Source organism: Glycomyces sp. NPDC046736 (genome assembly GCF_040645615.1).
In the GTDB taxonomy this organism is placed as follows: domain Bacteria; phylum Actinomycetota; class Actinomycetes; order Mycobacteriales; family Micromonosporaceae; genus Glycomyces.
Genome location: NZ_JBEYYO010000009.1, coordinates 165617 through 184588 on the forward strand (window position 1 = coordinate 165617; position 18972 = coordinate 184588).

An 18972-nucleotide genomic window follows, 5' to 3' on the forward strand; every position below is an offset into this window, starting at 1 on the left:
TGCACTTCACCGCCCTGTCATCCCGGATCGCCTCATCCGCCGCCGGGGCATGTCAGACTGGGGCGATCATGAAGGGGAACATGATGAGCCGGACGCTGCTGGTGACCAACGACTTCCCGCCCCGCCGGGGCGGCATTCAGACCTTTGTGCACGGTATGGCCCTCCGGCTGCCCTCCGACGACCTCGTGGTCTACACCTCGACCTCCCCGGGCTGGGCCGAGTTCGACGCCGCGCAGCCCTTCGAGGTGGTGCGCGACCGCGCCTCGATGCTCCTGCCGACCCCGCGCGTGGCCCGCGCCGTCACCGACCTCGCCCGCGAGCGGCGCTGCGACCGCGTCTGGTTCGGCGCCGCCGCGCCGCTCGGGCTCCTGGCCGCGGGACTCAAGCACCACACCGGCATCGAGCGCGCGATCGCCCTGACGCACGGCCACGAGGTCGGCTGGGCCGCGATGCCCGGGACCCGGAGGCTGCTCGGCCGCATCGCCGAAGGCCTCGACGTCATGACCTACCTCGGCGACTACACCCACCGCCGCATCGCCCCCGTCGCCGCGGCGCACACCCGCCTCGAACAGCTCACGTTCGGCATCGACGCCGAGACGTTCCATCCCGGCGTGGACGGGACGCAGGTGCGCGAGCGGTACGGCCTCGAAGACCGCCCGGTCATCGTGTGCGTCTCGCGCCTGGTGCCGCGCAAGGGCCAGGACCAGCTCATCGCCGCGCTTCCCCATGTGCGCGAACAGGTCGGCGACGACGTGCGGCTCCTCATCGTGGGCCAAGGGCCCTACGAGGCCCGGCTGCGGGCGCTGGCCCGCAGGCACGGCGTGGAGGACGAGGTCGTGTTCACCGGCGGGGTCCCCGAACACGAGCTCGCCGCGCACTTCGCGGCCGGGAACGTGTTCGCGATGCCCTGCCGCACCCGCCGCAGGGGCCTCGACGTCGAAGGGCTCGGCGCGGTCTTCCTCGAAGCGGCCGCGTGCGGCCTGCCGGTGATCGCCGGGGACTCCGGCGGTGCGCCCGACACGGTCCTCCACGACCGCTCCGGCTGGGTCGTGGACGGCCGCGACCTCGGCGAGATCGCCTACCGGCTCACCCAAGTGCTCACCGACCCCGACCTGGCCCGCAGACTCGGCGAGGCCAGCCGCGAATGGGCCCTGAGCGAATGGACCTGGGAACGCCAGGCGGGCAGGCTCGAAGGCATGCTCTACGGCGAGACGGTCTGACGCCCGCGCTCGATTCCGGAGGCGAGGCCAGAACCCGACGACGAGACGATCGGGCCCGGCGGCGGTCTCGCGCCCCGAACACCGACGGAGCGAGTGCCGCGAACGCCGCCTCGACAGGCGAAAGCGGTCTGCCGGTCGCCTCGCGCGACCGCCGGACCCGGCGGTGAGGCAGTCGGGCCGCCCGCGTCGTCCGGAGGGCGGACCCGCAGCGAAGAGGGCCTGCCCGGTCGCGCTCGGCGACCGGCAGACCCGGTGGTCGGAGGGGCGGACCCGCCTAGGGCTTGTCCGGTGAACCCGGCCGGCCGCTATCCGGCCGATTCGCCCGCTCGCTTCGTTGTCGGCCTTCCCGATCCAACACCGGGATCGAAAAGGCCTTCCGCCTCCCGAGCGAACGAATCGACTCGGATACCGACTCGCCCGGATTCACCGGACAAGCCCTAGAACTTCGGCTGGTCCGGGGCCTCCAACAGGCCCAGCTTCAGCGCGGTCATGAGCGCCTGCGCGCGGTTGCCCGCGCCGAGCTTCTCGTACAGCTTCGAGATGTGGGTCTTGGCCGTCGACTCCGAGACGTACAGCTGCTTGGCGATCCCGGCCACCGACAGGCCGTCGGCCAGGAGCTTGAGCACCTGCGACTCGCGCGGGGAGAGCTGCGGGCCGGTAGGGGTGAGCCTGCGCTGCATCGCCTCGGCGAGGTCGGCGGCGCTGAACGCGGTCGGGTTCGACGCGGCGTGCCGCGCGGCCGACACCACGTCGTTGGCCGGCGCCGACTTCGGCACGAACGCCGAAGCGCCCGCGTCGAGCGCGCCGAACAGCTGGTCGTCCCCGGCGTACATCGTCAGGACCACGATCCCCATGTTCGGGTGCGCCTTGCGGAGCTTGCGGGTCGCGTCCAGGCCCGAGCCGTCGGGCAGGCGCAGGTCCATGATCACCACCGAGGGCATGAGCGACGCGGCCATCCGCAGGGCGTCGGCGGCCGTGTCGGCCTCCCCGACGACCTCGAACTCGGGGTCGCGGTCGAAGGCGTGCCGCAGGCCCTTGCGGATCAGGTCGTGGTCATCGACGATCAGGACCGTCGTCTGACCACCGGTCGTCTCCTGCGCGTCAGCGTTCATGGCGTCTCTCTCCTCATTGACCGCCACGGCCACCACCGTGGTCGGGCCGTCGGGCCGGCTCTTCTATCGTGGCGGCGCGGTCGGCCGCCGCCCAGGCCGCCGACCCCGGGCGGGGGGTCTCGGCGCGCGGCGTGGGCCGCGCTCCCGCGTTGAGCACGACCGCGACGGTGGTCCCGTGCGGCTGGTGCGGGCGGATCTCCAGCGACCCGCGGATGCGTTCCGCGCGTTCGCTCATGATCGCCAGACCGTAGCGACCCTCCGAGGCCTCCCCGGAGAGTCCCTGACCGTCGTCGGTCACCTCGATCCTGGTGTAAGGCGGGTCCACCTCACATGTCACCCAGAGGTTCTCGGCGCGGGCGTGCTTGCGGGCGTTCGTGATGGCCTCCTGCGCGATCCGCAGGAGCTCGGCCTCGGTGCTGGCGGGCAGCCGCGCCCCGCCCTCATCGAGCGACAGGTGCACCCGCAGCCCGGCGGACGCGCCCACAGTACGAGCATAGTCCGCGATCGCGGAGGCGAGGCCCCCCTGACGGTCGACGTTCGAACGCAGCTCGAACAGCGAGAACCGCAGCTCGGTCACCAGCCGCGTCACCTCCGAGCGCAGCTCTTCGAGCTCCCCTTGGGCCTCACCGGCCTCAGGGGGCAGGATCGCCATCGCGTTGTCGATGCCGTAGCCGAGCATCGCCAGCTCCTGGGCGATGCCGTCGTGGATCTCGCGGGCGAGGCGCTGGCGCTCCTCGGTGGTGGCCATCGAGCGCACGTCCTCGAACAGCAGCGCGGTCTCCAGCCGCAGCGCCGAGCCCTTGGTGCGCTCTTCGACGGCCGCGACGGTCTCGGGCCCGAACGCGGCCGGGTCGTCGGATTCGATGGCCAGCAGGCCCACGGTGCGGCCCTCGGCCACGAGCGGGACGACGAGGGAAGCGACCGGGCCCTGGGTCGAGCGCGAGAGCGGGACCTGCCCCGACTGGGGCTTCTGTCCGGCCCACGCGTCGGCCAGCAGGGAGTTGAGCTGCGGCGAGGTCTCCCAGTCGACGCGTTCGTCGGCGTGCTGGGCCAAGACCACGAGCCTGCGCCCCGAGGCCGCCGAGAGCACCGCGGCGCGCTCGACGCCGGGGATGCGGGCGGCCGAGTCGACGATCTCGGTGGCGATGCCGCCGGGGTCGAGGGTCGAGCCGGGGAGCTGGCGGGCGACCACGCGCAGCTGGGTCAGCAGCGCCGCGGCCTCGGCGTACGGCAGCTGCGAGTGGTGCATGTCGGAGGTGCGCGAGCGCCGCAGCCACCACGCGCCGAGCGCGGAGGCCAGGCCGAACGCGATCACCACGGCCACGGTCGTCAGGTAGGTGTCGCGCTCGAACGCGGCCACCCGCCCGGCCTGGGCCACCAGGCCCACGGCGGCCAGGGCCACCAGGACCGGCGGACCCCACGCCCTCAGGCGCGACCACCGGTCCTCCTCGTCGGCCGGGCCCGGTCCCGCGGCGTCGAAGGCCGCGGTCGCGAACGGGGCGATGAGGTAGGGGAGCATCCAGCCCGGGAGCCCGCCGGTGGCGAGCGTCCCGAGCACGACCACGGCGACCTCGGCGAGCCGCCCGGCGGGGGCCAGGAGCCGGTGCCGGGGGAGTACGACCCCCGGCAACGCGGCGAGGGCGAGGATGCCGCACCAGGTCGCGGCCTCGGCGAGCCCTACGGTGGACCAGCCGAACACCGCCACGAGCGCGAACAGCGCGCCCCTCAGTGCGGCGGCGGGAAGTCGCCACTGGCGTTCGAGCACCGCCTCCTCGCCCATCTGCCCTCGCTAACTCTTGGCGCCGTCGTGCGCCTTCTCGTACAGCGCGTTGATCTCGCTCGAGTAGTTTTCCATGACGACGTGCCTTTTGACCTTGACTGACGGGGTGATTTCCCCGGCATCCTCGGAGAGTTCGCCCGGGAGGACCCGGAACCGCTTGATCTGCTCGGCGCGCGAGACCGTGGCGTTGGCTTCGTCGACCTTGGCCTGGAGCTCGGCGAGCAGCTCGGCGTCCTCGGTGAGGTCGCCGATCTTGAGGTCGCGGCTCTTGCCGTGGCGTTCGAGCCAGTCGGGGAGCATCTCGCCGTCGACGGAGATGAGCGCGCCGATGTAGGGGCGGCCCTCGCCCACGACCATCGCGTACGCGATGAGCGGGTGGGCGTCCATGATCTTCTCCATCGGGCCCGGGGCGACGTTCTTGCCGCCGGCGGTGACGATGATGTCCTTCTTGCGGCCGGTGATCGTGACATAGCCGTCGTCGTCGATCTCGGCGATGTCGCCGGTCTTGAACCAGCCGTCTGCGTCGAGGACCTCGGCGGTGGCCGCGTCGTTGTTCCAGTACCCGTCGAAGACCTGGAGGCCCTTGGCCTCCAGCTCGCCGTCGTCGGCCACGCGCAGGGCGGTGCCGGGGATCGGGCGGCCGATCGAGCCGACCTTGGTCGAGTTGGGGGTGTTCAGCGACAGCACCGGGGAGGTCTCGGTGAGGCCGTAGCCCTCGAAGATCGTGATGCCCACGCCGCGGAAGAAGTGGCCCAGCTCGGGGCCGAGCGCGGCGCCGCCGGAGACCGCGGTGGTGCACTCGCCGCCCACGGCCGCGCGGATCTTGGAGTACACGAGCGTGTCCCACAGCTTACGGCGGAGCTTGAGGCCCAGGCCGGGGCCGCCGGGCTTGTCGAGCGCGCGGCTGTACTCCTTGGCGGTGGCCGCGGCCTTCTCGAACAGGTGGCCCTTGCCGCCGTCGACGGCCTTCTGGTACGCCCCTGCGTAGACCTTCTCGAACACGCGCGGGATCGCCAGGAGGGTGGTCGGCTTGACCACGGGCATGATCGCGGTGAGCTTGGTGCGGTCGGCGTGGGCGATGGTGGTGCGCGACTCGATCCCGGCGATCTGGAGGATGCGGGCGAGGACGTGCGCGAGCGAGAGGAACAGCAGCATGCGCGCGCCCTGGTAGAGCACGGTGGGCACTTCGGGGATGATGTTGCGGATGTCTGCAAGCAGGTTGCGGTGCGTGAGCGTGCAGCCCTTGGGACGGCCGGTGGTGCCGGAGGTGTAGACGATCGTGGCCAGATCGTCGGCCTTGCGGGAGGTGCGGCGCTCCTCGATGTCCACCTCGGAGTCGGCCCCGAGCGTGTTGAGGGCGTCCACGCCGCCCTCGTCGATGGTCCACACGTGCTTGACCCCGGTGCCGAGGCCGTTGATCATCTCGGTCATCTCGGGGGCCTCGGCGATCACCGCGACCGCGCCCGAGTCCTCCAGGATCCAGCGGGCCTGGTCGGCCGAAGAGGTCTCGTAGATCGTCACGGTGACGGCACCGGCGGCCCAGATCGCGTAGTCGAGCAGGGTCCACTCGTAGCGGGTGGCGGACATGAGGGCGACCCGGTCTCCGGGCTGCACACCGGCTGCCGCCAGGCCCTTCGCCGCCGCCACGACCTGGTCGCGGAAGTCGACGGAGGAGACGTCGTGCCAGGTGGCGCCGTCGTCGTGGCTCCGCATGAAGAGGACGGCCTCAGGGTGGTTCTCGGCCGCGTCCCACAGCGCGGTGAGGGTGTTGTCGTCGTCGGGCACAGTCACCACGGGGGGGACGGCGAACTCGCGCATGGAATTGCTCCGTTCAAGACGCCATATTCACGGCTTTGTAAAGTGGCTCACATTCATGTTACCGGCGCGTCAACTAGTTCGGGAAGAGGGCGACTTCCTCGAATTCAGGGACTGTGAAGCGGATCATGATGTTAACGAAAGCGTAGCCGAGTGGTCGCCCCTTCGGCGACAGGCGTCGGCACGGACCGGCATCCATGGCCGGTCGCGTCCCGTTCCCGGTGATACCTTCGCCAAGGGGGATGGAACAGTCGATTTCCTCGGGAATTAATCGTGCCGTAAAGTCTGTCGGTGGCCCGCAGCGTCGCGAGGCAGCCAACGCCGCAATTCCGTGTACCGCTGGAGGGACAGCAGTGAGTCTGACTATCGGAGTCGACATCGGGGGCACCAAAGTCGGCGGCGGTCTCGTCGACGAGAACGGCAATGTCCTCGCCACGACCCGTCGCCCCACTCCCGCCGACGACACCTCCGGCGTCATCCAGGCCGTCAAAGAGGTCGTGGACGAGCTGCGCGAAGGCCATGAGGTCGAGGCAGTCGGCATCGGCGCGGCCGGGTGGATCTCCTCCGACCGCTCCACGGTCATGCTGGCCCCCAACCTCTCCTGGAAGGACGAGCCGCTGCGCGACAAGGTCGCCGCGGTCGTCGACCTCCCCGTGGTCGTCGAGAACGACGCCAACGTCGCGATCTGGGGCGAGCACCGCTTCGGCGCGGCCAAGAGCCACCGCTCCTCGGTGCTCTACACGATCGGCACCGGCGTCGGCGGCGGCATCGTGGTCAAGGACAACCTCCTGCGCGGCACCCACGGCGTGGCCGCCGAAATCGGTCACATCCGCTCGGTGATGCCCGACGGCCGCCAGTGCGGGTGCGGGCGCACCGGCTGCCTGGAGCAGTACGCCTCCGGCCGGGCCCTGACCCAGGCCGCGCGCGACGGCGCCAAGGCCAACCCCGAGAAGGCCGCCGTCCTCCTCAAGCTCGCCGAAGGCGACCCCGCCGGCATCAGCGGCAGCCAGGTCACCGAGGCCGCCCGCCAGGGCGACGAGGTCGCGCTCGCCGCGTTCGACTTCATCGGCTACTACCTGGGCAACTCGGCCGCCGACATGGTCAACCTCATCGACCCCGGCGTCATCCTCATCGCCGGAGGGGTCGTGGACGCCGGTGACCTGCTCCTCGACCCGATCCGCAGGCACTACACCGAGGCCCTGGCCAACCGCGCCCACGTCCCGGTGGCCGAGGTCCGCGCCGCCGAGCTCGGCTCCAAGGCCGGTGTGATCGGCGCGGCCGACCTGGCCCGCCACCGCGAGATCGTCCCCTAGAACTGACGTGAAGCAGGGCCGGAGCGAGAGCTCCGGCCCTTCTCATTCCCCGCCGATCAGCACACGTTCACGCTCGCGTTGCCGCTGATCGTCCAGTTCACGTTGTCGCCGCACGGCGACTCCCGCACCGAGGTGTTGTTGACCGTCAAGGTGATCCACACGTCCCGCGTGTTCGGGAACTCGCTGCGGGCCGCGACGCGGACCTCGCCGCCGCCGTTGACCGTGCCCCCTCTGATCGAGAAGTTGTAGCAGTTCTCGATCAGGACCGCGTTGTTGCCGTTGTTCGTCAAGGTCACGTTCTGGATCACGGTGCCGCCCGACTGCGAGACGCAGAAGACGCCCCGGCCGCCGCCGCGCGAGATCACGTTGTCGACGTACACGTTGGTGTTGTAGTTGCCGTTCGCGTTCTGCCCGTTGTTGTTCGCGAACCGCAGCGTGGCATAGCCGGTCCCGGCCGCGACGTTGTCGCCGTCCACGGTCCCGACCCAGACGTTGCGCGACTCCTGGATGAGCAGGCCCGACTCGCCCACGTTGCGGGCGGTCACGCTGTTGATGTTCAGGCCGTCGATCTTGAACGTCTCCACCGCGTGGCTGCCCGCGCCCGAGACGTAGATGTCGCCCATGGTCACGTTGTAGTTCCAGGCCGCGTCGCGGTCGAAGCGGATGCCCAGGCCGCCGCTGAGGTTCATGGTGATCTGGCCGAGGTTGAGACCGTTGGTGCCCGAGAAGCGCAGCCCGAAGTACGGGTTGCCGGTCATGGTCAGGTACGGGATGCGCACGTTCGTGGTGCCGATCGCCTCGATGGCGCCGCGCCCGGAGCGGTTGCCGACGTTGATCGTGCCGCAGCCCTCGAAGGTCTTGCCGCTTTGGATGGTGATGGTGTTCGCGCCGATCGAGCCCGAGGCCATCACGGCCACGCGTTCGCCGCTGGAGATGGTGTCGACGCCGGCCTGGACGGCGGCGCGGTAGTCGGAGCCGGAGTAGACGGTGGTCGAGCCCTCGCGCGTGACGTACGCGCCGGAGGAGCCGGTGACGGTGGCGTGCGGGGTGCCCGAGCCGCACGAGCCCTGGGCCGAGGCGGTGGGCTGGGGGAGTGCGACGGACGCGAGGAGCGCCGCGAGCAGGGCGACGATCGCGGCTACGGCGAAGCCGAGTCTTCGGTTGGTGAGGGACATTGGTGTGCTCCCATCGGAGTGCCGGTGAAACGATTCAATCTAAATATCGAAATGAATCGATTTAATGGGATCATAGCGGGCGGGCGGCACTTTGGAAAGCGCTACCCGCCTGAGAATCGACCTTTTTGCGCCGCTAGTCGCGCTTGTAGCCCACGACCAGCTCGCCCGCGAGCTGCTCGCAGAACAGGCCGATGTCGGTGATGACCCCGATCGCCTGCGCCGAGCCCCGGTCGGCCAGCTTGGTGACGGTGGCGGGGTTGATGTCGACGCTGACCAGCGGCACCGTCGCGGGCAGGATGTTCCCGGTCGCGATCGAGTGGAGCATCGTGGCGACCATGATCGCGAACCCGACGCCCGGCAACGCCGCGCGCATCGCGCGCTGGCCCTCGATCACGTCGGTGTACACGTCGGGCAGCGGCCCGTCGTCGCGGACCGAGCCGACGAGCACGAACTCCTTGCCGTTCTTGACCATCGCGTGCATGATGCCGCCCTTGAGCACGCCCTGCTCGACGGCCTCGGCGATCGAGCCGCAGGTGCGGATCTTGTTGATCGCGCGGATGTGGTGCTCGTGGCCGTGCGGCACGCCGTGGCCCTTGTCGAGGTCGACGCCCAGCGAGGTCCCGAACAGGTTCGACTCGATGTCGTGCGCGGCCAGCGCGTTGCCCGCGAAGATCACGTCGGCGTAGCCCTCGTTGATGAGCGCTTCGAGGGCCTTCCCGGCCCCGGTGTGGACGATCGCGGGGCCGCCGACCCACAGGATCTTCTCGCCGCGGGCCTTGACCTCGCGCATCTTCTCGGCGATCTGGCGCACCTGAAGCGCTTGGGGCCGTTCGGAGGAGACCCCGGAGGCCATGAACTCGAAGCTGGAGGAGTCGGTGTGGGCCCGGTCGAGTTCGGGCAGCGGCAGGACCTTGACGCCCTCGCCGCCGCAGACGACCAGCTCGCCCTCCTTGACGTCGGAGACCGGGAGGGTGCGGGCGCTGGCGCGGTCCTCGCTCACGATGATGCCGCAGTCCATCTCGGAGGGGACGACGTCGATCCAGCCGGAGTCGAGGCGGATCTGCGTGTCGAAGTTGGTGGTGGAGTAGAAGTCCTCGGGGAAGACGCCGTCGCGCGCGGCCGGCTTCAGGGTCGCGAAGCCCGGTTCGAGCGGGTTGGCGCCGTGGGTCTGGAGCCGCATCACGATGCGTTCGAGCAGCTCCGCGCTCTCGGCGGAGACGGTGAGCTGCACGTAGGACTCGTCGGTGTGGTGGCGACCCACATCGAACCGGTCGATCGAATAGGACCCCGAGTACTCCAGCACGTCGTCCATCACCCGGGCGAAGACGCCCTGGTCGATGAGGTGTCCGCGCAGCTCGACGGTCTTTGCGTGTTCCACGGTGGTGCTCCTGTCGCTCCCGGTCGCGGCGACCCTTGTGTCGGCACAGTGACGCCAGGGACGAGCTTAAAGGCGCGGGGCGCGCCAGGGCGATCCGGGGCGTCAGCGCGGCGGCGCGGCCGCGGCCTTGGCCTCCTCGATCTCGGCCGGGCTGGGCCAGTTGCGGGTGACCAGGAACTGGATGCCGAAGCCGATGACTCCCCACGCTCCCACCACGTACGGGACCGGGACGCCGAACTCGACCACGAGGCCGACCCCGGCGATGGCGATGCCCTGGCTGAGCTGGAGCCCGGAGTTCGCGGCGGCGACCACGCGGCCGCGCCAGCCCTCGGGGATGCACTGCGCGAGCGTGGCGTTCATGGGGCCCATGATCATCGTGGCGACGCCGGTGCCCGCGGCGATGACGAGCACCCAGGCCAGTGGCGGGTCGAGGAGCGCGGCGGCGAGCACCGCGGGCGCGAGGAACGCGAGCGGTTTGATGAGCCTGTCGCGCACCGAGGGCCGCACGAACCGGGTGAAGACCAGGACCGCGATCGCCGCGGCCGCCGCGTCGACGGCCATGATGGCGCCCTGGATCTCCGGGCCTTCCCGCAGGTGCACGGCCCACAGGATCGCCACGCCTTCGGGGACGGCGGTGAGCGCGAACAGGCCCCAGATCCCGATGGACACGGTGCGCAGGACCTTGTTGTCGCGCAGGAGCCTGAGGCCGTCGGCGGTCTCGGTGAGCACGTGGCGGCGCTCTTCGCGCTTGTTGACCGAGGGCCGGTACCGGACCAGGAACAGGATCGCGGCGGCGCTGACGAGGAACAGCAGCGAGTTGATCGCGAGCGCGGTGCGCGGGTCGACCGCCGAGAGCAGGCCCCCGGCGAGGTAGCCGATGATCTGGGCGACCGACGCGGTGCTCAGCGTCAGGGCGATGGCGACGGTCAAGCGGTCGCCGGTGAGGATCTGCGCGAGGGTCGCCACGCGGGCGGCGTTGTACGCGGGCTGGACCGCGGCGACCGCGAAGACCACCACGATCATGACCGGCACGGGCATGCCGGGGATGAGCAGGAGCGCCACGAGCCCGGCGCGGATCACGTCGCACAGGACCATGACGTTGCGGTAGGCGTACCGGTCCACGATCGCCCCGAGTACCTGGGCGAGACCGAGGTAGGGCGCGAAGCTGATGGCGAACGACGCGGCGGCGAGCACGGCCGAGCCGGTGCGGTCCCACACGAGGTAGGTCACCGCGACCCGGTTGAGCATCGCCCCGGCGTTGGACAGGCACAGCGCCACGAGGTAGGCGGCGGCTTCGCGGTCGCCGAGGACCGACGCGAACGAGGGGCGGCGATCGGCCTGCGACGTCTCGGCAGGGTCTGCCGTAGGCGGGGGGTTCTGGTTCGACACAGGGCCTTCCTTGCCAGTGAACGGCGCCGTCAACGGCCGCGGTGAGCGCCCGGGGGGACGCTGCTGCGGCGTTCGGAGGCGGGCGGCGACCCGCGTTCCGCGAGCGCCGCAGGGGAAGCGACGCTCAAAGGGCGGTAAGTGACAATCCTCCGCGATTGCCGCAAGTGTCACCAGTCTGCCGGTGTCGCATCTGGTTGTCAAGCGTCCCACTGTGTTCAAAGTGCAAAAACCCGGACGCACGTCATGGGTCGGGGCCGACCGCTCGAAACCGCTCCCAGCCTATGCCTGGTGAGTTGCGCAACCTGCGGCGGCCTCGGATTCGTAACGATAGATCGAGCCGGGCCCGGCCTCGAAGCGGCCGTTCGACTCGCGACGCGACTGACGGTATCCTCCAACGGATCTTGTGGAGACCATCTAAGGAGCCGCGATGCACACCGACGCCACCGCCGACTGGCTCGCGAGGGACGCCGCTGCGGTCTGGCACCCCTTCACCCAGCACGCCACCTGGACCGACGACGACCCGACCGTGGTCGACCGCGCCGAGGGCCCCTGGCTCATCGACGTCGAGGGGCGCCGCTACCTCGACGGCGTCTCGTCGCTGTGGACGACCACGCTGGGCCACGGCCACCCGGACATCAACGCGGCCATCGCCGAGCAGATCGCGCGCCTGGACCACTCCACGTTCCTCGGCACGACCCACACGCCGGGCATCGAGCTCTCCGAGGCGCTGGTCGCCCTCGCTCCCAAGGGGAACGGGCCCGAGCTCACGAAGGTCTTCTACGCCGGGGACGGCTCGTCGGCGGTCGAGGCCGCGCTGAAGATCGCCTACCAGTACTCGACCCAGACCGGCCACTCCAGGCCGAAGTTCGTCCGCCTCGACCAGGCGTACCACGGCGACACGCTCGGCGCGGTCGCCGTCGGGGGCCACGATCTGTTCCACCAGGCGTACAAGCCGCTGCTGCTCGCCACGACCGGAGCGCCGTCCCCTGGAGACCGCGCGCTCGGCCCCGACCGGAATGCGATCGCGGCCGCCGAACTGCGGCGGATCATGGCCGCGGAGGGCGAGCAGGTCTGCGCGATCATCGTGGAGCCGATGATCCAGGGCGCGGCCGGGATGCTCGACTACGACGCCGGATTCCTGCGCACCGCAAGGGAACTCGCCGACCAGCACGGCGCGCTCCTGATCTTCGACGAGGTCGCCACGGGTATCGGACGCACCGGCCGCATGTGGGCCGCCGAGCACGCCGGTGTCGTTCCGGACCTGCTGACCTGCGGCAAGGGCATCACCGGCGGGTACCTGCCGCTGTCGGCGGTGCTCGCGGCCGAGCACGTCTACGAGGCGTTCTTGACGCGGCCGGGGGACACGTCTCCGCGCACATTCTTCCACGGCCACACCTACACGGCGAACCCGATCTGCTGCGCGGCCGCGCTGGCGAACCTGCGGGTGATGGGGGAGCAGGACGTGGTGTCGCGCGCGGCGACGCTCGGCGAGAGGCTCGGCAAGCTGCTGGAACCGGTGGCGGCCAAGGAAGGCGTGGTCGAGGTGAGGCGCCTCGGCACGATGATCGGAGTGGAAGTCGCCGCGCTCGGCGACCGAACGGGCTTCAGGGTCTGCCAAGCGGCGAGGAAGCGCGGCGTGTGGCTGCGCCCGCTGGGCGACACCGTGATCCTGATGCCGCCCTTGACGTTGGGCGAGGAAGAGACGGAACTGCTGGTCGGTGCGCTTTCTGAGTCGATCGACGAGGTCATGCGATGAGCGGGCCGAAGCGAAGCCGCGCGAAGGAGTCGGGCCGGGCGGGTGGCGGTTCGCGACGACCGGGCCGCGCCCGAAGCGCTCGCATGTGGCACGGCCCCGCGAGGATTGCGGCGGATCCGGGCGAGGACCGCGCCGCCCGCACAGGCGGCGATTCGCGACGACCGGGCCGCGCCCGAAGCGCTCGCATGTGGCACGGCCGCGCGAGGATTGCGGCGGATCCGGGTGAGAACCGCGCCGCCCGCCCGGGCGGCGATTCGCGACCACCTGGCCGCTCGGTCGGCGAGCTCGCGGCGGTGAGTCGATGATTTCCGAGACCGCCACTTCGCTTCCGGTGTGGGACCGCTTGTCCCGCAAAGCCTCCCTGCGCGCCAAGGCCGGGTTGACCCGGACCGCACGTCCCCGCACGGCCGCCGTCGACCTGGCCGGGAACGACTACCTCGGCCTGTCGCGACACCCCGAGGTGCTATCCGCCGCCGCTGTCGCGCTGGCCGAGTACGGGCTCGGCGCGGGCGGCTCCCGGCTCGTGCGCGGCACCACCGACCTGCATGAGGCCTTCGAAGCCGAGTTCGCGGCTGCGACCGGTGCCGAGGTCGCAGTGCTGTACTCCTCCGGGTACCTCGCCAACCTCGGCGCGGTGACCGCGCTGGCCGGGCCCGTGCTGCTCGACGCCCACGCCCACGCCTCACTCCACGACGCGGTCCGCCTCGCCGGGACGCCTTCGGACACGTTCGCCCACAACGACCTCGCCGACCTCGAACGCCAGCTCAAGACGCAGCGGCCCTCGCTCGTGGCCGTCGAGTCCGTGTACTCCGTGCTCGGCGACGCTGCCCCGCTGCGCGAGATCCACGCGCTCACCAGCGCTCATGGCGCGCTGCTGCTCGTGGACGAGGCGCACGCCATCGGCACCGTCGGACCGCAAGGCGCGGGCGGCGTGGCCGAGGCCGGACTCGCCGGGGACCCCGGCGTGGTCCTCACCGCCACGCTATCGAAAGCGCTCGGCGCGGCGGGCGGGATCGTCGCCGGGCCCGCCGTGCTGCGCCGCCACCTCCACGACACCGGCCGCACCTTCATCTACGACACCGCGCCCCCGCCCGCGGTCATCGCCGGAGCCCGTGCCGCCCTCGCCATCGCCCGCGGATCCGACGACGCCCGAACCGAACTCACCCGCCGCGCCACCCTCGCCGCCGAACTCCTCGACGCCCCCGCTCCCGCCGCCGGAGTCCTCTCCCCACCCGCCGGAGACGCCCACGCCGCCACCGCCTGGGCCGCGCGCTGCGCCGACCACGGCATAGCGGTCGGCTGCTTCCGCCCCCCGTCCACCCCTGACCACCGCTCGCGCCTACGCCTGACGATCAACACCGCCGTCCCGGCGCCCGACTTCGACCGAGCCCTGACCACGATCCAAGCCACCCGCCCGCCGCAACCGTGAAGCGGTGCTCGTGTCCGGCGACGAGGCCCCGATCCCGGCGCCCGGTGACGAACCCCGGCGCTCGAAAACGTCCCGGGCACTGCGACTGTGCCCGCTGCGATTCCCTTGCTGCGCGACCGCAAGGCGGCCCTCGCATTCGGCAACGCGGCCCAGCTCCCGGCGACCGGTGGCAGCCCCGGCACTCGAAAGCGTCCTGGGCACTGCGACTGCACCCGCTGCGATTCCCGCAACCCTTGCCTCGATTCCGGCGACCGGTGACGGGCCTGGCGCCCTGAGTGCGCGCTCGCCGGGGTCGACCTGTTCGCGCTGCCGCGCCGTTCGGCGGTGCCGCGCGCAGCGAGTTTCGTCGTGGCCGACTTGGGCCATCCTCGGGCTGCTCGTTCGAGGCCGCGACACTTCGAGCCTCTCTCGGTCAGGACAGGTCGAGCCATTCGGATGCGCTGAGGCGGAACGCTTCTGGGTCGAGTTCCGCCGCCCCGTCGGGGATCCAGCCGAGCCTGGGGCCGGGTAGGTCGAGCAGGTTCTCCGTTTCGGCGAGGCCGGGGTGGTGGGGCCACGCGCCGATGACGACTGCTGCATCGACTCCGCGGGCGGATAGTGCCTCGAGAGTGAGCGCCGTGTGGTTCAAGGTCCCGAGCCCGGCGCGGGCGACCACTACAGCCGGACAGCCGAGCTCGACCGCGAGGTCCCGGGCCGTCCAGCCTCCCTCGCCGAGCTGCACGAGGAGGCCCCCCGCGCCTTCGAGGAGCACGACATCGGCCTTAGAGGCAAGAGCCGCGTCCGCCGCCTCGCGAAGCGGCAGCAGCGGCAGCCCACTACGGCGAGCGGCGGCGAAGGGCGCCAACGGGTCCGGGTAAGCGGCGAGCGCCCGGGCGGGAGCGCCGGACAGCCGGGTGATCTCGGCGGCGTCGTCATCGTCGCCGGTCTGAGCGAGCTTGATGACCTCGACGCTGCGCCCGCGACCCATGAGGTGGGCGGCGAGCGCGGCGGTGACCACGGTCTTGCCGACACCGGTGTCGGTGCCGGTCACCAGGACCGGGCCTTCGAAACTGATCACAGATGCCTCCTCAAGAATGCGGCGCGAAGCGCCGGAGCGAATCGGAGAGTTGCCGGGACCCGCTACATTGTTTTCGAACTGGCCCAATTGGAGTCATATCCTCCCGATGCGGGCGCCCCTACCCCCGGCGCCCGCATCGGAGAGCCGCACCACGAGCGGACTGGGCATCCGGAACGACAGGTTCGGGTCGCTCACCGGCGCCGTCACCACCTCGCACCTCGGCAGCAGCGGCGCGAGTTCGGCGATCACCACCTCGGCCTCCAGTCGCGAGAGCTGGCTGCCCAAGCACCGGTGCGCGCCCGCGCCGAACGCCAGATGCCGCCGCGAACCGCGCTGGCCCGGGACCATCGCCGCCGGGCACGCCGCCACGCCCTCGTCCGTCCCCGCCGCGGCCAGCCACACCAGGACCGACTCCCCGGCCCGCACCGCGAACCCGTCGAGTTCGGTGTCGTGCAACGCGACCCGCTGCCACGACGTGATCGGCGGCAGCAGCCGCAGCCCCTCCTCGACCACCGCCACGGGCGCATGGTCCAACAGCGAAGGCTCCTCCACCAGTCGGTGCAGCAGCAGCGTCAAGAACTGCGACGTGGTCTCCTGACCCGCCACCAGCAGAAAGAACAGCGCGGCCGTCGCCGCGTCCTCCCCGTGCGCCTCCAACAGCTCCCGCGTCGCCCCCGAGCTCTCGCCGGTCCACCCGCGCAGCAGCGCGTGGAACGGCCCCACGACCTCGGCCAGTTCCCGCTGCCGCCGGGGACTCGGGTCGCCCCAGAACAGCTCCAGCGCGGCCCGGCTGAACCGCTTGACCTCGGCCGTCGCACTCACGTCGAGCCCGAGCAGCCGCGCCAGCGCCGCGAGCGGGATCTCCGAGGACACCGCCGCGTCCAGGTCCACCGCCTCGCCCTGACGCAGCCGCCACGCCACCCCGGCCGCGGTGCGCCGGGCCAGGCCGGTGAGCCACGGCCGCAGCGCCTCTACATTCTGCGGCGCGAACACCTCGGCGAAGCGCGAGCGGATGTGCTCGTGCGTCGCGGTGTCGTTGTTGGCCAACGTGGCCGGGAGCCGGAACCGGTGCCGCGCGAGCTCACGCAGCGGCCCGGCCGGGATCGGCACCGCCGCGTCCAGGGCGTTCGCGGCCGAGAACCGGGCCCGATCGGCCAGGACCTCCCGGGCGAGGCGATGCGAGGCCACCACCACCTGACCGCCGCTCCGGAACACCGGCGCGGCGGGGCGGGGATGTTTCCACAGCTCGAAGAGCACGCGCGCAGCCTACCTCCCCCGAAAGTACGAGCCCCGCTCACGGTAATCTGCTCTCAGTCTTCCGGCGCCCTCCCCGCGGCCACCGCCCCAGGGCCGAAGTCGGCACGGAGGCCCGTCCGGCACGAATGCCCACAGAAGGAGACCGTTCCGTTGCAGGAGTACTCCTCCCAAGCCGCCTACGACCGCGGTGAGGCCGTCTGCGTGATCGGCGCGGGGGCCTCAGGACTCATCGCCGTCAAGAACCTCCGCGAGAACGGCTTCGAAGTCGACTGCTACGAACGGGACACCGTTCTCGGCGGCCTGTGGAACCCGCAGAACCAGCACAGCCCCCTCTACGCCAACACCCACCTCGTCACCTCCCGGTCCCAGACCGAGATCCCCGACTTCCCCATGCCCGACGACTGGCCCGACTACCCCTCCGCGGCCCAGATGCTCGCCTACCTGACCTCGTACGCGAAGCACTTCGGGCTCTCCGAGCACATCTGGTACGGCTCCGAGATCTCCCAGATCCAACCGGTCGAGGGCTCCCGCTTCGAAGTCGTCGTCAAACCCGCCGCGGGGAGCGCCGCCCGCCGCCTGCGCTACGGCGCGGTCATCATCGCCACCGGCCACCACTGGAACCCCAACCTGCCCACCTACCCGGGCCTGGACCGGTTCCGCGGCACCGTGGTCCACTCCTCGCAACTCAAGGACGCCTCCAAGCTGCGCGGCAAGCAGGTCCTGGTCATCGGCGGCGGCAACTCCGGCGCCGACATCGCCTGCGAGGCCGCCGTGAACGCCTCCGCCTGCGTTCACTCCGTGCGCGGCGGCACCTGGCACCTGCCCAAGTACCTCGGCGGCGAACCGGCAGACTACGCGCTGGCGCGGCTGACCGCGCGCCCGAAGTTCCTGCGCCGCTTCCTGACCGACCGCCTCCTCAAAGGCCCCGACCGCCTCGCCGCCCGCATGGGCGTGGCCCCGGCCGAGAGCGGGTCCGACAAGGAACCGGTGCGCAACGGCCGCTACCTCGAACACGTCGGCGACGGCTCGATCGAGCGCCGCGGCGAGGTCGCCCGCTTCGACGACTACGACGTGGCCTTCGCCGACGGCTCCGAGCTGCGCCCCGACCTGGTCGTCCTCGCTACCGGCTACCAGCCGAAGATCACCTGCTGCCCCCCGAAGCTCCTCGGCGGCAGCGACGACTCGCCCGAACCGAAGCTGTTGGCGCGCATGTTCTCCCCGCGCCTGGAGACCCTCGCGGTCGCCGGACTCGTCGAGCCCGGCGTGGGCGTCCTGCCGATCGTGCACTGGCAGACCCACGCCATCGCGCACTGGCTCCAGGTCCGCAAGGGCGACCCCGAGCGGGCCGCGAACTTCCGCCGTCAGGTCGTCAACGAGTCGGTCGAGCCCGAGGAGGAGCCCGGCTCCGCCCCCAGGCGCCGACTCGCCGTCGACCCCGAGGAATACCTGGCCAGCCTGGGCCGCATCATCGACACCCTCGAACAGGAGCCCGCGAAATGAGCCTCTCCGCTTGGGCCAAGCGGGCCCGCACGCCCCAGCCCGCCCCCGTGCGGCGCGAGTACGTGTTCTTCGAGCCCGCCGACCTCTTCGACGCCGACATCAAGGACGATCCCGAGGCCAACCCGGTCCTGTGCTGCACCGGCGACCCGGCCGGGGCCTCGGCGTTCAACGCCTTGTGGCTCAAGCGCTTCGCGGCCTCGGGCCGGTACGCGGCCGCGACGAGCGTGCGCGGCCAGGGCAACACCCCGCCCGCCGAAGGGGGCCTGGAGGCCCGCGCCCACGACGTGGTGCAGGCCGCGGTCACCGTGCCCCGCCAAGCCGTCCTCATCGGACACCGCGAGGGCGCGGCCTGGGCCGCGCTCGCCGCGGGCCGCTACCCGGCCGCGGGACTGGTCCTGGTCTCGCCCGCGCAGTTCCCCAAGCAGGTCCCGACCCCGGTCGGGGCGCCGCCGGTGCTGCTGGTCGTGAGCGAGTCCGAAGCGGAGTCCAAAGAGGCCCAAGCGGTCACCGAGGCCTACGGCGTCGCGCCGCTGACCTTCGCGGGCTCCCCTGACGACGTGTTCAAGGGCGCCGGGGCCGAAGGGCTCCTCGCGGCGATCCTGTCCTGGCTCGCCCCGAAGCACTAGGGCGTGTCTGGGAGTCCCCGCCGGCCGTTATCCGGCCCATTCGCCCGCTCGCTTCGTTGTCGGCCGCCCGTGGACGCGGCCGAGTGCCCTCCCACGTTCTCCACCGATCCCGAACTGGTGAAGGCGATCCTGGCCGGCGGCAGCGCCGCGGCGGCCGGTGCGGTC

At 71.4% G+C, this 18972-nt stretch carries 14 protein-coding genes and 1 pseudogene; 7 read left to right on the forward strand and 8 right to left on the reverse strand.

Translation table 11 applies throughout. From position 1 onward, the window contains the following. Positions 1-83 precede the first annotated feature (83 nt). Positions 84-1220, forward strand: coding sequence for a glycosyltransferase family 4 protein (locus AB0B28_RS11545; protein ID WP_360119789.1), 1137 nt, complete (start codon positions 84-86; stop codon positions 1218-1220). A gap of 437 nt (positions 1221-1657) precedes the next feature. On the opposite strand, the gene AB0B28_RS11550 is transcribed toward AB0B28_RS11545, so the two are convergent. From AB0B28_RS11550 to AB0B28_RS11560, 3 genes are read right to left on the reverse strand one after another with little or no spacing between them, the layout of a single operon-like run. After that, positions 1658-2332 carry a response regulator transcription factor gene (locus AB0B28_RS11550; RefSeq protein ID WP_360119791.1) on the reverse strand — a complete coding sequence of 225 codons (675 nt, stop codon included), beginning with the start codon at positions 2330-2332 and terminating at the stop codon, positions 1658-1660. Positions 2333-2345: 13 nt separating this feature from the next. Then, complete coding sequence (locus AB0B28_RS11555; protein WP_360119793.1) at positions 2346-4112, reverse strand: histidine kinase; 1767 nt, start codon at positions 4110-4112, stop codon at positions 2346-2348. 9 nt (positions 4113-4121) lie between these two features. Next, positions 4122-5930: a long-chain fatty acid--CoA ligase gene (locus AB0B28_RS11560; protein ID WP_360119795.1), complete on the reverse strand. Its 1809-nt coding sequence runs from the start codon at positions 5928-5930 to the stop codon at positions 4122-4124. A gap of 350 nt (positions 5931-6280) precedes the next feature. Here AB0B28_RS11560 and AB0B28_RS11565 point away from each other — a divergent pair, with 350 nt between their 5' ends. After that, entirely contained in the window at positions 6281-7240 is a 960-nt protein-coding gene (locus AB0B28_RS11565) for an ROK family glucokinase (protein ID WP_360119797.1), read from the forward strand. Positions 7241-7296: 56 nt separating this feature from the next. On the opposite strand, the gene AB0B28_RS11570 is transcribed toward AB0B28_RS11565, so the two are convergent. The 3 genes from AB0B28_RS11570 to AB0B28_RS11580 form a co-directional block, all read right to left on the reverse strand. After that, on the reverse strand, positions 7297-8415 hold the full coding sequence (locus AB0B28_RS11570) for a hypothetical protein (protein WP_360119799.1): 1119 nt from the start codon (positions 8413-8415) through the stop codon (positions 7297-7299). Between the two features lie 133 nt (positions 8416-8548). Continuing rightward, a complete protein-coding gene (locus AB0B28_RS11575) occupies positions 8549-9793 on the reverse strand; it encodes a TIGR00300 family protein (protein WP_360119801.1) in 1245 nt (414 codons plus the stop codon). 102 nt (positions 9794-9895) lie between these two features. Further along, positions 9896-11182, reverse strand: a complete 1287-nt coding sequence (locus AB0B28_RS11580; protein WP_360119803.1) for an MFS transporter — start codon at positions 11180-11182, stop codon at positions 9896-9898. Positions 11183-11609: 427 nt separating this feature from the next. On the opposite strand from AB0B28_RS11580, the gene bioA reads away from it, so the two are divergent. Next, positions 11610-12938 (forward strand): adenosylmethionine--8-amino-7-oxononanoate transaminase, encoded by a 1329-nt coding sequence (gene bioA / locus AB0B28_RS11585; protein ID WP_360119805.1) that lies wholly within the window; start codon positions 11610-11612, stop codon positions 12936-12938. 301 nt (positions 12939-13239) lie between these two features. Further along, positions 13240-14367, forward strand: coding sequence for an aminotransferase class I/II-fold pyridoxal phosphate-dependent enzyme (locus tag AB0B28_RS11590; RefSeq protein ID WP_360119807.1), 1128 nt, complete (start codon positions 13240-13242; stop codon positions 14365-14367). A gap of 412 nt (positions 14368-14779) precedes the next feature. Here AB0B28_RS11590 and bioD read toward each other — a convergent pair whose 3' ends face one another. Then, positions 14780-15424: a dethiobiotin synthase gene (gene bioD, locus AB0B28_RS11595; RefSeq protein WP_360119809.1), complete on the reverse strand. Its 645-nt coding sequence runs from the start codon at positions 15422-15424 to the stop codon at positions 14780-14782. A 93-nt stretch (positions 15425-15517) separates the two neighbouring features. Beyond that, entirely contained in the window at positions 15518-16681 is a 1164-nt protein-coding gene (locus AB0B28_RS11600) for a cytochrome P450 (protein ID WP_360119811.1), read from the reverse strand. 150 nt (positions 16682-16831) lie between these two features. Here AB0B28_RS11600 and AB0B28_RS11605 point away from each other — a divergent pair, with 150 nt between their 5' ends. The 3 genes and pseudogenes from AB0B28_RS11605 to AB0B28_RS11615 all read left to right on the forward strand — a co-directional run. After that, on the forward strand, positions 16832-18181 hold the full coding sequence (locus AB0B28_RS11605; protein WP_360119813.1) for an NAD(P)-binding domain-containing protein: 1350 nt from the start codon (positions 16832-16834) through the stop codon (positions 18179-18181). After that, positions 18178-18807, forward strand: a complete 630-nt coding sequence (locus AB0B28_RS11610) for a hypothetical protein (RefSeq protein ID WP_360119815.1) — start codon at positions 18178-18180, stop codon at positions 18805-18807. The genes AB0B28_RS11605 and AB0B28_RS11610 overlap by 4 nt, the downstream gene beginning before the upstream one ends. 69 nt (positions 18808-18876) lie before the next feature. Then, positions 18877-18972 (forward strand): annotated as a pseudogene (locus AB0B28_RS11615) (N-acetylmuramic acid 6-phosphate etherase); the annotation flags it as partial.

Excerpts from the sequence above, each read along its gene's own strand:
- AB0B28_RS11545 (WP_360119789.1), top strand. The coding sequence starts at position 84 with ATGAGCCGGACGCTGCTGGTGACCAACGACTTCCCGCCCCGCCGGGGC.
- AB0B28_RS11550 (WP_360119791.1), bottom strand. The coding sequence starts at position 2,332 with ATGAACGCTGACGCGCAGGAGACGACCGGTGGTCAGACGACGGTCCTG.
- AB0B28_RS11555 (WP_360119793.1), bottom strand. The coding sequence starts at position 4,112 with ATGGGCGAGGAGGCGGTGCTCGAACGCCAGTGGCGACTTCCCGCCGCC.
- AB0B28_RS11560 (WP_360119795.1), bottom strand. The coding sequence starts at position 5,930 with ATGCGCGAGTTCGCCGTCCCCCCCGTGGTGACTGTGCCCGACGACGAC.
- AB0B28_RS11570 (WP_360119799.1), bottom strand. The coding sequence starts at position 8,415 with ATGTCCCTCACCAACCGAAGACTCGGCTTCGCCGTAGCCGCGATCGTC.
- bioA (WP_360119805.1), top strand. The coding sequence starts at position 11,610 with ATGCACACCGACGCCACCGCCGACTGGCTCGCGAGGGACGCCGCTGCG.
- AB0B28_RS11590 (WP_360119807.1), top strand. The coding sequence starts at position 13,240 with ATGATTTCCGAGACCGCCACTTCGCTTCCGGTGTGGGACCGCTTGTCC.
- AB0B28_RS11610 (WP_360119815.1), top strand. The coding sequence starts at position 18,178 with ATGAGCCTCTCCGCTTGGGCCAAGCGGGCCCGCACGCCCCAGCCCGCC.